Below are 15,205 nucleotides of genomic sequence, written 5' to 3'. Positions count from 1 at the left end.
AGCCCGGAAACCAGGCTACTGTATGTGTGAATGACTTGTCATCCGAGTTTATATGTTCGCTATGATGAATCGTGCAGCAGTTTGATGTAATTAAAAAAACCTCCAGATGAAACGTTTGCATTACGATGGTTAATCATGGTTCATTCTCCTTTTCTGTTTAAAATCATGTCATCAACACCAGCTAATCATTCCAACAGATTCGACTTCCCTTGCTCCTTTCCATGTGAACAGATGAACGGAATGAAAAAAAGCCATAGATGAATGAAGTTCATCTACAGCTTGATCGGATTGAAAAGCCAGCCAGAGAAAAATAATCCAGCTTCTTCTCTGATTCGCAGTATGAATGAGCGTCCAGACGGGGTTGCAGTAAGCTGGACTGTTCAAACGTGGTCAATACGCTACCAGAATAATGTCACTATGCTCATGCATATTCAATTATTGTTTTCGGTACCTGCATTGGCTGACCAATCATTTTTATCCCACCCGTTTCACATATTTGTTGTTTATTGTATTCGCTCATTCTTTATACGTCAACATAATTATTAACTGAATTGTTATTTACTTCATCCATCAGGCCCCAACATGAAGCGGATCGGCGGACTGTTTTTCCCGAAGGACGAGGCGTTTGTGTGCAGTATACAAGAAGGGAACGCCGAGTGCCGTTGTCAATGCAATCGGGATAAACACAGACGGTCCATTCGCTGCGCCAAACTGACTTAACAGAAGCCCACCAATCACCGGAGCTGCTACATTCCCGATATTATTAAAGCCGATGGTACCAAAGTACGTGCCTTTCCATTCGGGTTTTGCGATCCGGTCAATCAGCATATCCATCATGGTAAACAGCAGTACTTCGCCTACGGTAAACACAATGACACTGACCATCATCAGCAGGATGCCTTGGGCCAAACCAAACAGCAGCAGACTCGCAGCAACGAGCAGATTTCCCAGAATAAGCGGCACCAGGGGCGGTGCGTTGCGGAAGGCACGAACCAGCGGATATTGAATCACAAGTACCGTAACCGCATTAAGCGAAAGCATATACGAGAACATCTGACTTCCATTTTCAAAAATGGGACTTCTCGCCAAATACTGCGCCAATGTAGAGCTAAAGTGTCCGTAACCCAGCACACAAAAGGTGGTACCAATCAATACGGGCAGGAATACCGGGTCTCGTCCGGTTGTCATGAACGCTTCTCGCAGCCGAGGTGCAGCCGTTTCAACACGTCCCGGCAGATTCGCGTGCTGCAGTCTGAACTGCACATACAAAATCAGGCCGTAAGCGATATAAACAAGCCCTGAAATGACAAAAGGGAATGTCGATTCGGATGATCCCAGCTGAAAACCGATGATCGGTCCGAACACAACCCCGAGATTAATAGCAGCATATCTCAGATTAAAAACCAGCAGCTTGTTCTGTGGTGAAGTAATATCCGACAAAAGAGCCCTTGAGGTTGGCTCGAATACAGCTCGGCATAAACCATTTAACGTATTCGCGACAAAGAAAACCCACAGATGCTCTGCTGCTGCGAAAATAAAAAATACGGCAGCCCAGCTGAACACCGAAACCATCATCACGATTTTCCGGCCAATCCGGTCCGATATATACCCCCCGTAAAAGCTGACCAGCACTCCTGCGAGCGAGCTTACAGCAACGGTGACCCCGGTTTGAGTCGGAGTCGCTTCAAGCACACGCGTCAGATAGATCGACAGAAACGGGATGCTCATCGAGGTCACGAGGCGTCCGAACATCGTTCCGATAATAATAGTCCATGCCAACGGGTGAATCTGTTTTAGATAATGGTTCATCTTTCATTTCTCCTATCATGCTGCTTTTCTCTATCTATCGCGCTGTATCAAAAATGGATGAATTCCGTCATCCTGATATGTATAATTGTATGGATAAAAGGGGGAAGTAAAAGTGTAATAATTCATTGTCCCTTTTCACCTTTTTAGAGGAGAGCCGCATATGGATACAATACACACCCATTTTCTAAGACTGGCAGACACGCCGCATCTCTCGTTTAAGTTGAATGAACCTGCGCGCGTCACGATCGACCACCTTTCTTCTATTCTCTGCTGCACCCCGCGGAATGTGAAATTCATTCTGCGCAAGCTGGAGGAACAGCACTTTATCCATTGGAAAGCTGGGCGGGGACGCGGACATCACTCGGAGCTGACGCTGCTGCGAAGTCTGAACGATGCCATGGAATTTCACTTCACGGACCTATTATCCAAAGGCAAAGTAAAAGAAGCCATCGAACTGATCGGAAGCGTCAGAATCGATGACGTGCTGCGGGAAAAACTCATGCTCTCTCTTCATCAGCAGATGGGATTCCGCAGTTACAACGAAACAGCTTCGGGCCAAGATACCCTCCGCATGCTGCGCTCTCGTCAGCTTGGTAATCTGGACCCGGCTTCCGTGTATACCGCCTTTGAAACGTATTTGCTGGGACAAGTATGCAGTACGCTGATTACCTATGATGCGCACGCGAATACCTTCCTGCCCTCACTCGCACATACATGGGAATGCAGCAGCGATCATCGGGAATGGATATTTTATTTACGTAAAGGAGTTCGGTTCCATGACGGCCGCATCATGACCTCGCACGATGTCCAGGCTTCTTTGAACCGGCTGTTTGCCACGAACTGTCCATCTCTTTGGCTGTACCGGGATATCGAGCGCACAGAAGTGAGTAGTGATTACTGCATCAAGTTTGTCCTGTATCGCGCCAACCGTTTCTTTCTGCATTTATTCAGCTGTATTCGGATGACGATCCTGCCCGCAGATCATGACTCCCATTCGATGTTAGTCGGCACAGGACCATTTCAGATCACGGAGATGAGCGAAGACGTCATTAAACTCGCCGCGTTTGATGCCTACTACGGCATCCGTCCTCATCTGGATCAGGTTCATATCTGGTTTCTGCCCGAGACAGCTTCGAATGACGGTTATTATCATCTGCCCGGCACGGATCGACTCAGCCTCTCTGGAAGCAGCCATGAACTTTCGCATTATATTGATTATCCTGCACTTGGATGTCAGTATATGCTTTTTAATTTTCATGTCCCCGGCTGTCATCATACACCGTCTTTTCGTGAGGCTGTGCGCATCATTTATGATCCGGTCACACTGGTGCATGATCTGGGTGAGAACCGGATTACACCTGCCAGCAGTTTTCTGCCATGGAAAAGCGCCGTTCAGAACTGGAAGGCTGCTGCGCTGGATGAGGCTCGCACACTGCTTGAACAATCCGGTTATCAAGGGGAACCGTTCCGGCTGTCTTACAAAAAGAACAAAGACTCCGATGTGGCGGAATGGCTGCAGCAGCGTGCACGTAAGATCGGGCTGCAGATTGAACTGGAACCTTTTGATGACTATCTGGATGTGGTGAAGACCTCAGATGCACCTTTGATTTTGAGAGAAGAAATTCTAGAAGACGACTGGCAGTATGGCATGATTCATTTTTTTAAAAACGAAACCAACTGTCTGCATGATTACCTGACACCCGAACTTCAATCTGTATTAGACGACTTGCTGGACCCTTTCCCGCAGCTTGCTCATAACGGGCGTACTGAACTTCTGGAACAGGCCGAGAGTGTCCTTCGCCAAAATCGCTGGCTGCTGCATGGATGTCATATGAACAAAAAGGCCGAGCTGCATCAGAGCATCTACGGCATGCAGACTTCAGAGTTTGGCTTTCTGGATATCTCGAAGCTGTGGATCAAAAATACATCATTTTAGTGCAGCCTCGAACATCACATCATGATGTACAAACCGAAACGCGAAAGAACCCTCGCTCGTCTTCAAGCGGAGCGGAGGGTTCTTCATATTTATAAGTTCGGCTTTATAAGTTCAGCAGCAAACGGAAGTATTAACGCTCACGGCCAACCAGATAATCCAGCAGATGTTTCAAAAAAGGAATCGGTCTCGGCATCTGACGTAATGCATCTGAAGCAAGGCAGTAATGCTCCCACATCGCTTTGGCTGCATCTTTCTCCCCCAGAACGGATACAAAAGTCGAATTGTTATTTCGTTCGTCCTGACCGGCAGGTTTGCCAAGGGTACGGTCATCTCCTGCATAATCCAGCAGGTCATCCCTGATTTGAAAAGCAATGCCTGCATGATAAGCGAATGTCTTCAGCGTACCGATCTCCTCTTCCTTCACTTCTGCCAAAATAGCCGGCATGACCAGTGCTGCCTCGAAGGCAATGCCCGTTTTGTAAAAACATATCTCATTCAGTTCCTCCAGCGACAGCTTTTTTCCTTTGGAACCAAGATCCAAAGCCTGCCCCATGCACATGTCCTCTGCTTTTACAGCCGAATACTGCATCAGCTTCAGCACCGTCTGCGAATCAAAGCGATGCAGTGAAGACTGCTCCCGGATCGCTCGCTGAATCAGGAACAGTCCGGTTAACTCTGCTGTCGCGCTGTTGTGCAGCTGATGAAGCGTAGAACGTCCTCGCCTTGTTGAAGCATTATCCTGTGTAGGCAGGTCATCAAAAATAAGCGAGGCTGTATGCATATACTCCATGGATCGCAGCAGCGGCATAATGGCTGACTCCGCGAGACCATACTCTTGTACGCCCATTACCCAAGTCAGGATTGGACGCAGACGTTTGCCATCCCCCTGCAGGCTGTAATTCGCAGCGTCTGTAAGCGTGCCCTTCATCTTGGGTCCTTCGCCAGGTTTGCTGATCTGCAGCTCGACATTAATCTGTTCGCGAACAGTCCGAATCGTCTGCTGGAAAGATTCCTTTTCCTTTTTATCATTGCCGAGCTGCACGACAACCTGATCCCGCAGCAGTTTGTCTAGAAAATCTACGTCATCCGCTTTCCGCACCATCTGCTGCACGATACGATTAAGTTCAGGCTGCCCTGATGCAAATATGCTCATGACTTCGTCATACTTCGCTTGTCCAAGCCGTTCTCTACAGCGCTTCAGTCCGTTAATAGCACGATCCAGGATAACCTCCCGCGCCTTGGAGTTTGAACCGTAAACGTCATGGATCAGATACGAGATGACCGCCCAATATAACTCGTAAGGGTTAATCAGGTCAGGACGCAAGTCTCGATATTTCAGATAATAGGTGTAGGGTGTCACAGCCTCGTCCTGCATATCGTCAAACATATCTGCAAAATCATCTGCCAGCTGATTATAGATGCCGTAATAAAACGTGCGCAGATCAAACCCTTCATCTTCCGGAGCACTGAGAACGGAACGAACGATTAACCGGGATGATGCCGACTTGATAATGATCGGAATGTACAGCTGCTCATTCGTGTAATGAGCATTCGAACATTTTTTGTCACGATCCATCTCCTGGGAATGAAAGAACACATAGGATTGTTCAAAAAAAGTGCGCTGCATCTCTTCACGCTGATAATCCCGAATATACTCAAAGGCTTCTCGAAGCTCGGAATGAACATACCGGATGACTTCAAGCTGCGGCCCCTTCCACTCTCCAAGATCAGGCACGATGCCTGTAAGAAGTGCTTTTCGGATCATAGCTGCATATTGTTCCTTCTCTTGAGCGGTCAGCGCTTGAGAGTCCAGAAGATCGTCGACAAAAGGATAAGTCAAGCCGTAGGAATAGCCAAGCCGGATCGCAGCATCCAGTCTCTCTATTCGTTCTTGACGCGGGGTCTCATCCGTCAATTCGTCATATACGTGCAGCACGACACCCAAAATGATTTTGATCAGTTTTCGCTGAGCCTGCGCGGCATCGAGTTCTTCAGGAAGGTTTGCTGCCGTTTGCTTTAATTTGTGCATCACCCAGATGACAGCCTCTTCGATCTGTTCTCGCTGCCCCCAGCGGTATAACGCGGCCGGACTGATGTAATCGGGCTGACGCTGGTCTTCACCCGCAGCACGTGTAAAGTACTTTTTGGTGTCCTCGACTATACGCCGAACGCTGTCTATGGTTTTCGGGGTATCCAGAGCCTGCCCCAGATCCCGCATGTAAATATATGAGATGCTTCGGTCCAGATAATCATCCAGCTTGCCCGTCATATTCATCCAGTGCATATACTGCTGCATATCCTTGGAATCCGGTTTTCTTTTGCCAGCGAGCCATGACAGCCAGCCAAACCGATGAATGTGGTTTTTCCGCCATATGCTGAAATCTTCTTGAAGTGCATCTATATGTGTGTTGTTTATCAGCTGCTTAGATAGAGTTGTAAAATACTGAGATGCTTTTTGCTCGGCGAGACGGTATGCCAAGTCAGCATTAACTTCAGATGCAGTCTGGTCCATAAGTATGTTGTTCATCGGTTGGATCCCTCAACTTCGGTTAAAAGTTAAACATGTTCCGGTCATGTTCATATCCTATATACGGAGGTTCAGCCTTTTGGTTACGTTAATTGTTTCCCGAATCGGATTGATTGACAAGATGAATAACCTAAAACATCGAGCTCCAGACTTTCACGGCTGTTACAGCAACCAGGAGAAGCAGTGCGTATCGAAGAAACCGGACATTGATCATGGAACTTACTCTGGAGCCAAGGGACGCACCGATCAAACTTCCGAGCACCGTATAAATAATCGGCTCGACAGGAATGTGTCCAACAAAAATTTTACCGATAACACCACCAATCGCAGAGATGAACACAATCGCAAGCGAGGAGGCAATGGTTGTCCGGACAGGAATCTTCAGAATGGTAAGCATCACAGGAATGAGTACAAAAGCGCCTCCAGCCCCGACGATGCCCGACACAATGCCAACGGCAAGCGAGGTGCTTGAAGCAATTATTTTATTAAACGTTAGCGGTTCGGTTGTATCCAGCCGCCCCCTGCTTGGAATAAGCATGAGTACAATAGCAAGCACAGCAAGAATGCCGTATACCAGATGAATCATCCGTTCATCCAGCAGGCCCGAGATCAAACCGCCAATCAAACTGCCCACTAAAATGCTGCTTCCCATATACAGCACCAGTCCGGGGTCAATGACAGCACCTCCCGCCTTCCCGGCTTTCGCCCTGCTGCGGAATGCAAGAACCCCTGCAAGGGACGCAAAAAATACCTGAAACATACTGATAGCAGACACTTGATGAGCTGTAAAAGGCTGCAGCCCGGCCATTTCCGGGACATACAGCAGGAGCGGGAAATTAATAATAGCCCCGCCAATGCCGAGCAGCCCGGAGAAGAACGAACCGATTAGACCCAGTATAAACATGATGAAAAACAGGAGTAGATCCATCGGTTATACGCTTCCTTTCAGAGAATAATGAGACGAATAAAAATGTACTAATTGCTTCATGAAATGATCATAAAACCACATAAAAAGCGTATACAGAGGACATGATTTCGGTTATAATACTTTAAAACCAAGTAAATTAATCAGAAATGAGTGATTAAGCATGTTCAACGTGTTGAAGACGCTTTTTGTGAATACATGTCCTCGCTGTAACGAAAAATTACAAGCACATCACGATGCATTATGCTCCATCAAAACCTGCACTCATTGTCAATATAAAGAAGAAAGCTATGGTTCCCTTGGGGTTCGCATTGTGTACGACACCACAAATGGATAAAAAGAGACACATAGTGACATTGTATCACGAACCGGGAAATTTCGGGACGATTCGACATTTTCAGAGGCTTGTGATGTATTTCTTTTCTTGTATGTAATTAAGATTCAATACCGTTATATGGTCCACGCCGGGCACTCCTCCGTTCTGTACCACTCACTTGCAGACGTTTCTGAGGTTATCTCCTCTGGGCATTCGTTCTAGCAAGCGCTTCATCCTAGAGATGACACCCATGCTGGGGTACTAGAAAAAACGCCATCACAAGACGTGATGACGTTTTTCTTCATGGAGCCCAGGGGGATCGAACCCCCGACCTCATCGCTGTGAGCGATGCGCTCTGGCGAGATGGTCAGGGGTACTGCCCTAAGAATTCATTAACATTTTCAAGATCAAACCAACTGCATTCACTCATTTATTCACGAAAGGCATATTTTCAATAGAATAAGTAAGAACTACATCTCAAGGGAAGTATATTAGGTATAGCCCGAATTTTTTTCTTCATCTTAACTGCACCTAAAAGGATCTAAAGCCATGCCTCATGGATTAGCATATCCTCAAGAGGTCCTCCCGAAGCGGTGTAAAGGTATCGAGCAACGCTCCTTCTTCAAGAGCAATGGTACCGTGGACCACCCCACCCGGTATGTTGAGAGCTTCGCCCTGGCGGAGCCAATGCTTCTCTCCATTAATCCGAAACTCAAAGCTCCCTTTCAGACAATACGTCATTTGCTCGTGGGGATGGGAATGCTCATAACCCTGCGAGCCTTTTTCAAAATGTACTTCCATCATCATTAGCGATTGACCTGGTTTGAAAATACGACGCTTCACTCCAGGCTCGGCCTGTTCCCAAACCGTGTCATCCTTCGCCATATATTATACCTCCCCTTCTATTCATACGTTTCGTTTAACTGCTTTTCTTAAGACTTGGTCAGTTCTATGCCTTTTGACGCGTTCTACTTATTGTATGATTGCCAAAACGGGACAGGCAGAAGCCAACATCTGTTCCTTGGAGCCATAAACCACGTCTCCGTTGTTTCCTGTACTGGAAGGATTGTATACCGTGAGCGACAGCGAGTCGCCGGCTGTGATCGCAGCATTTACCTGCGCAGTCACATTAATCTCCACCGGAACACCCACAGCCATTCCGGTCCAATCGCCAATTACCGTGCCTGTAGAAGGCTTGTTATTCCAGACAATATCCGTCTCTGTCCAATTCCCGGTGGCTACAGCTATAGCATTTACATTACTGGCCGCCCCAACGTAGGTCGGCACCAGCCTGATCTTGGCCTCCGAGACTGGGGAGCTGAAAGCGGACACATCAAACTGTAAATACGATGTGCGCGTATATCCGCTGGAGCTGTTCTTGACCACCAGGGAATTCACTGTACCGTAATTGGTAGCAGCATACGTACCGTCGCGTACGTAAGCATCCGCAGCCGGCAGAGCACTTAACAGATGGACAGCTGCCGAAGGCTCGCCCTCTCCCACTGTATTATACGCGGCAACCACATAATAATAGGTTGTGCCATTCAACAGTTCTGTAACTGTACCTGTTGTGGCTGTTCCTACATCCAGCGTGGAGGAATAGACTCCCGGTGTAGTGCCATATTTAATGTGATATCCGCTCGCTCCGCTGACAGGTGCCCAGCTCAGAGTCGCCTGACCCTTCCCGCCAGACAGGGCGCTAATCACTGGCGCCGCCAGATCCCCGGCATTTCCGGGCGTAAGGCCAAACCTCACATGCAGAGAACCTCCCTTTTGGCCATTCACATTAACCGAGAGCTTAATCGTTGGGCTTAATTGAGTGACGGTAATCCCCGGATCGGCCGAGAGTACACCCGAAGCGCTGCTGTTGATCTCCAGCTGAATGCTTCCGGTATTGGCCTGGGTAGGATCGGATACCGTCACCTCCGCCTCTGCCTCAGACAGCTTTAACATCACAGAAGCTTTGCTGTCACTGGTAATACCGCCGACGGTTTTGCTAACCGAATTCCAGAAGTTCACCGCTGTCAGATTCAGATGGTTCTCTTTCACTGCTTGTGCCTCTGTTGAATTCTCAAGCACTGTGTAATCCGGATTGGCCGCGTAATCCGCCGTCTGCGATGTGCTTAGATTAGGAAGCAGGGCGTACTGATAGCCCGTGTCCCCGGATGCTGTCCCGTGGTCGAACCATATCGTCTGGAACCGGTTCGTCAGCGTATCAGTAGCCAGAGAGCTGGAGTGGATATCCGTCCACTTGCCGGTGCGCGTCTCGCGCAGCGTCTTCACCGTCGGTGCTTCGGGGAAATAGTACCCCATATCCGATCCGCTGGCCGTATTGCCTGTAAGGTGCATCCAATTCACACTGGTATTCGTCTGTGTTCCTTGCGTAAGGGAGGTGGATTGCGCCGTTCCATTCACCTCGAAGGCATTGCTTCCTGTCCCATTCAGCTTGCGGTTATCGACAATCGTCTCGATCTTTCTGCCCGAAGTGCTTGTAATTCCTGCTCCAAGGGCGACAATCTCATCGTCGAACATGAACCAGGACTTCTTGCCGGTCAGCGTTCCACCGTATGGATCGAGCTGCATGCCAGCAATGCCATACGTTCCATCACTTGCGCCGCCTACCCAATTCACCCTGGTCGTAGCACTCTGTCCGACCGCATTGGCGAGTGTTCCCGTATCCACCGTCGTGCCTGCCAGCCTGTACGGATTGACCGTTGGCCAGTAGTTATCATCGTACTGACTGAGATCCTGATTGTAGATATAGGTCATGCCGTCGCCCATATGCCAGCCATGCAGATTATCCCCGTTGATCGATTCGTACCGGGCAATCCGGCTGGAGGACATCGCAAGCCCAAAGCCAATACCCGGACGAAGGTGTATGAACCGATCGGACTCAGGGAAAGCAATATTTCCGATGAGTTCTCCCCGGGCGGCAGTCGAAGTATCACTCATCAGTTCCTTGGCCAGCTTGATGTAGAAAATCGAGTTACCTCCGCTGATAAAGCTTCGGTACGTATCCTTCTCAATCCATTCCTTAACCATACTCCGATAATCGTTAGCATTGGATGCAGGCACGAAGGAGCTTAAGAGTAGGATCGATTGCATTGCAGCAAAACCATAGTAGTGATCATCTGCGGTGGAATAGGCGATGGTTCGCCCACGCAGCATGGACATCAGCGAGCCGTTGTAGATCCCCGGTTCATAGGTGTCATATACCCACTCATACAGATTGTCGCTTTCCGGGTCTGTTATTTCCCAAATGGAGCCATTCAGCAGGTAGACGAAATTGACAATGTACTGTAAGTATGTCGTCCCATAATTGCCGAAGTAAGGATGCTTGGTATGCTGAATGAACGAGCCGTCAGTATGCATGCCGTCTCCTGTACTCACATAGGAAAATACGTTATTCACTCCACTTGTGGAGGTTGAGAGTGTGGTAGCGTCGCTGAGTCCATCTCTGCCAAGCGCGACCGCCGCGCTATCTTTGATCAGAATGCCACGAAGTGTAACCACCCAGCTTTTCTCCACACGATTTGCCCCGGTAGCGGTAGCGCTGTTTTGGGGAGCCCGGTTTGGATCAGGGGTGAATTTGTTGATTGCATTCATATAGTTGGTAATTCGCGCTTCGGTTAAGTCGTCATACATCAGCACGACAGCATCCAGCAGTCCCCTTGGACCGGACAGCTCCCAGTGATACCAGTTATTGTAGATGGTTAGATCGGGGTTGTAACGGTTCGCGTACATCCAGTCCAAGGCTCCAATGATATCGTCGCGCAGCGCGGTGTTCTCATAGAGCGGATTGTAGGCCGGTGAATCGGGATCACTGCTTCCGACTGTCGCATAGGCCAGCGCCATTGACCGGATCCGGTTATATTGATAGACGATTTCCGCAGAGACTGTTGTGCTGGTCAGATCCGTCCATAGACAACCGCAGCTCGTCTGGTTCGAGCCCGTTTGGAGCGTATCCCAGAAGCCGGTCCCTTCGTCATTTTGTACCACGCTAACAGTGAGTCCAATTTGGTTGGCAATGTCGGGATCCTCAATGTCTGCAAACGAATCGCCTGTGAGCACAGTCTTCCACTTTTCTCTGAGCGTATCGAATTCATCAGCGGCCATCACTCGGGGTAAAGCGCTTCCTATGGTACCGAACAGCGAAAAAATAAGAACAAACAAGCTTATATATGAAATCGTTCTTCTCACCTCACATCAGCCTCCCGGTTTCGAATTCTAACTAGCTGTACGTTTAGACTGCCACGGCCTGGCATAGCTTGCTTCCAGATTACAGAACCGCAGCATTGTCCGCCTGTGGACGCTCATACCAGTAACCCGGTATACCATTCCAGATCCGCATCAACGCTTCCAGATAATAATAGTCGCCCCATATCATATAGCCGTCGAGTCCCAGATCACCTCTTACATAATAGGAGCCGTGGTCGATCAGTCCTTCCGCCTCCGGATGTCCAATGGTCGAAAATGCTCCCGTCAGAGCTTCCATCGTCCGGTATAAAGCGGCTTGCAACTGTGGCCGCAGCTCGTCATCCGGTTCCAGTAGGGACAGCAGCTCCAGCAAGCCGCATGCCGCAATGGCCGAGGCGGAGCTGTCCCGGATGGTATCCTTGTCAACGGGGACGTCGAAATCCCAATAGACCACTCCATCTTCGGGGATGCGCTCGATAAAATAGCGGGCCATTCGCTTCGACGTTTCCAGATAATCCGGATCGCCGGTATAGCGATAGGAAAGAGCGAAACCATAGATACCCCATGCCTGACCCCGCGTCCATGTCGAGCCGTCCCGGAAGCCCTGATGGGTCCCCCCACGAATGGCCCCTCCGTCGTGTGGGTCAAAATAGAACGTATGATACGACGAATCATCCCCTCTTACGAGAAAACGGCGAGCCTTTTCCGCATGTGCCTTTGCAATAACCGCATATCTGTCATTCCCCGTCATGGACCCCGCCCAATACAGCAAGGGTAGGTTCATCAGACAATCGATGATGATCCGTCCTCCATTCTCCGGATCACCCTCCGGTCCCCAGGCCTGAATGACTCCCGCAGTCTCTCTCCATCTGCCAAGCAGATGATCGGCCGCACGCAGCGTGAGTGACTTGAAAGCCTCATTACCTGTAACTACCCAACCGGCAAAGGCGGAAGGACCATACAGGAATCCAATATCATGATGATCCAGCAGCACCTTCGCCTCAAGCCGTGCTGCAAAGTCGTTCACCTGCAGCTCGGCTTGCTGCCTGAAGTAAGGATCACCGTCATACTCATAACAGAGCCATACAAGTCCGGTGTAGAAACCTTCGATCCAGTCCTCATTCGAACCCCAGTCATACTCTTTATTCCTTCCCATTCCGATATGGGGAAAATCTCCGCCGTGCCGCTGCAAATTCGCCTTCACTTTGGCTACGGCGTCTTCGATAGCGCTTTTGATTCGCCGCTTGTCCGGCAGCGCCGGAATTGGTTCTGTGACCATGTAAAATCCATCCTTTCACGACATCGTCTTATAAGTCTGGAAATCAAGTAATGCATATCCTATTATCCTAATTCGTTAGCTCAACAACCGCTGCCTGGTCAGACCACAGCAGTCTCCATACCTGTTTCTTGCCCCTCGTGCCTAATCGAATCAGAAATTCTCCTGCGCCGCAGTCAGTTACCTCAAAGGACAACCTTTTCATCGTCCTTAAGCCCTCGTTTTCGGAAGATAGATTTAATTCGTCCTCCGTATGATATCTGAAAGCGCTCACAAATACGACCTCTCGAGCACCTCCGCTCTGCACCCGCTGGCAGAGCGTCTGGCGGCTGCCGCTCATTGGAATATCGGGCGTCCGGGCCAGAAATGGTTCGATCACCTCTGAGCACCAACTCGCCTGGAGCAGCTCTCCGTCTCCCACCTTCCAGCGATACGACGCTTCCGAATAGCGATCCCCGTGCTGCATATCATCCATCCATTCGGTTGACAATGCACAGAGCCTGCCAGGCCAGGATCGCCACTGCGCTCCGGACTCCTCCAGAGTCCCGCTGATATGGTACAGCAGGTCTATGTCCCGGCTTGCGGAAACGCTGACTTTCACAATATCCAGCAAGGTCTCTTCCGTGAGGATATTGATCCGCCGAATACAGGTGCCACGGTATGCGCCGGCATCCCATGTGCACATTTCTTTGGGAAGCAAGATGAAGTCCTTCATTCGGTAAGATACGGGTTCACCGATCCAACTAACCCGGCTCTCGATGAGGCTCCCCCAGGATTCCCGGAGGTATTGAACCCATTCTCCGTCAGCCGGAGGCTGATCCTGACCGTTCAACGCAACCGTATTATGCGCGTAAGTGTGTTTGAACCAGCCGTAGTGGGCAGGCACCCCGTAAGCCGTCGTTCCCGGATCAACAAACATCGGCACCCGGCCTGTGCCGAACGAGAGGCCAAGACGGTCCATATGGTCATGTTCCCCGCCGAACGTGCTGTGCTTGACCAGTACATGCCATCCTCTGCGGTTGACCAGTTTCGTCAACCCACTGGCTGCCGATGACCTGTCGGATACAAGCATTTGCGTCAGATCTCTCCCTCCCTTCGTTCTTATCAGCGACTGGCCGAACGCCAGTGCTTCGAACGAATCACGCCGGGTTTGGGCAAATGAAAGCCCAAGTGTCGTTTCATAACCATAGGCAAGCCGCAGTAGTTCGGCGTAACGCTCTGATCCATACCAGGCATATGCCACCTCGTAATAAGGAGCGAGATCCGCCAATTTTTTGTCAAAGCTGGCATCGTTGATATTGGGCAGTGTGCCGTCTGGGAGCAGATACCCCAGCGGAAAATCGAACAAACGCTTCATTGCAGGGTGCTTACACAGATCCCACTGGGTGCCTTCGACCAGAATGGCGTATTTCAGCAGCGAGTCGAAGGCGTAATAATGGTAGTGGAAATTCCCCTCATACCAAAGGCCGTCCTCCAGCACGCCGTAAGCCAATTGATCATATAAGCCAAAAGGATCGTACAAACTGCTGTTCAGAAGCACTTCATCTCCAAGCAGAAATCCCACAATGCCTATGGCCGAGGTAATCAGAATAGCATGATTGTGAATTTGCCGCTCCCTGTACATGGTGAGAAATTCGACGCATGGCCGCAGCAGTCTCTCCCGGATGGACTCACGATCTTCAGGCTCTAGCCTGTTATGAACGAAAGCATAGGCGTAGCTCAGATCGATGATCCAATGGGCCTCATCCAGTGTCTGTGCGAACAGCTTGCCCGGACCATTATAGGGGATGTTTCCGTGAATCTCGTAGCCCGTATAGTACCGGGCATACCGCAGCAGAACCTCCCTGACCTGGCTGAATGCGTCATCCTCTCCATGAATCAGACTGTGTAGTGCCACATCCCGCATCATCCTCCCGATCTTGGCATTCGCCAGCGTGACCCATGCACCATCATAAGGTTCGCCCTGCCATACTGTGCCGCAGGCCAGGCACTTATGGGCATCGGGAAGAGACCAATCAAAGCCAAGCTTCGTCCCGTCAAGGGGACAGTAGTAATAATGAGACCATTGCCCCCGTTCCCCAGCACTTATTTCATAACCGATCAGCCCTGTCTCCTTGACTCGTGCTCCAAGCTGTTCCATCGCGTCCCGGAAGGCGGGGTCCGCTGCGCTCTTGAGAAGCTGATTCAGCCGAATATGGTTCATCGTATTCTCCATCGGC

At 49.8% G+C, this 15,205-nt stretch carries 8 protein-coding genes; 1 reads left to right on the top strand and 7 read right to left on the bottom strand.

Annotated elements, in window-relative coordinates:
- Positions 1 to 570: 570 nt before the first annotated feature.
- Entirely contained in the window at positions 571 to 1,809 is a 1,239-nt protein-coding gene (locus tag MKY97_RS13260) for an MFS transporter (RefSeq protein WP_342555869.1), read from the bottom strand.
- 160 nt (positions 1,810 to 1,969) lie between these two features.
- On the opposite strand from MKY97_RS13260, the gene MKY97_RS13255 reads away from it, so the two are divergent.
- Positions 1,970 to 3,745 (top strand): ABC transporter substrate-binding protein, encoded by a 1,776-nt coding sequence (locus tag MKY97_RS13255; protein WP_342555868.1) that lies wholly within the window; start codon positions 1,970 to 1,972, stop codon positions 3,743 to 3,745.
- A 130-nt stretch (positions 3,746 to 3,875) separates the two neighbouring features.
- On the opposite strand, the gene MKY97_RS13250 is transcribed toward MKY97_RS13255, so the two are convergent.
- From MKY97_RS13250 to MKY97_RS13225, 6 genes are all read right to left on the bottom strand, one after another.
- Positions 3,876 to 6,272: a polyprenyl synthetase family protein gene (locus tag MKY97_RS13250; protein WP_342555867.1), complete on the bottom strand. Its 2,397-nt coding sequence runs from the start codon at positions 6,270 to 6,272 to the stop codon at positions 3,876 to 3,878.
- Positions 6,273 to 6,402: 130 nt separating this feature from the next.
- Entirely contained in the window at positions 6,403 to 7,200 is a 798-nt protein-coding gene (locus MKY97_RS13245; protein ID WP_342555866.1) for a sulfite exporter TauE/SafE family protein, read from the bottom strand.
- Between the two features lie 874 nt (positions 7,201 to 8,074).
- Positions 8,075 to 8,398, bottom strand: coding sequence for a cupin domain-containing protein (locus MKY97_RS13240; protein WP_342555865.1), 324 nt, complete (start codon positions 8,396 to 8,398; stop codon positions 8,075 to 8,077).
- Between the two features lie 87 nt (positions 8,399 to 8,485).
- Complete coding sequence (locus tag MKY97_RS13235; RefSeq protein WP_342555864.1) at positions 8,486 to 11,713, bottom strand: polysaccharide lyase family 8 super-sandwich domain-containing protein; 3,228 nt, start codon at positions 11,711 to 11,713, stop codon at positions 8,486 to 8,488.
- 79 nt (positions 11,714 to 11,792) lie between these two features.
- Entirely contained in the window at positions 11,793 to 12,989 is a 1,197-nt protein-coding gene (locus MKY97_RS13230) for a glycoside hydrolase family 88 protein (protein ID WP_342555863.1), read from the bottom strand.
- A 67-nt stretch (positions 12,990 to 13,056) separates the two neighbouring features.
- On the bottom strand, positions 13,057 to 15,189 hold the full coding sequence (locus tag MKY97_RS13225; RefSeq protein WP_342555862.1) for a heparinase II/III family protein: 2,133 nt from the start codon (positions 15,187 to 15,189) through the stop codon (positions 13,057 to 13,059).
- Between the last annotated feature and the right edge of the window lie 16 nt (positions 15,190 to 15,205).

Source organism: Paenibacillus sp. FSL R7-0652, from assembly GCF_038595045.1.
Lineage (GTDB): Bacteria > Bacillota > Bacilli > Paenibacillales > Paenibacillaceae > Paenibacillus.
Note: the sequence above shows the minus strand (reverse complement) of the source record. Positions and strands in the feature narration are given on the sequence as shown.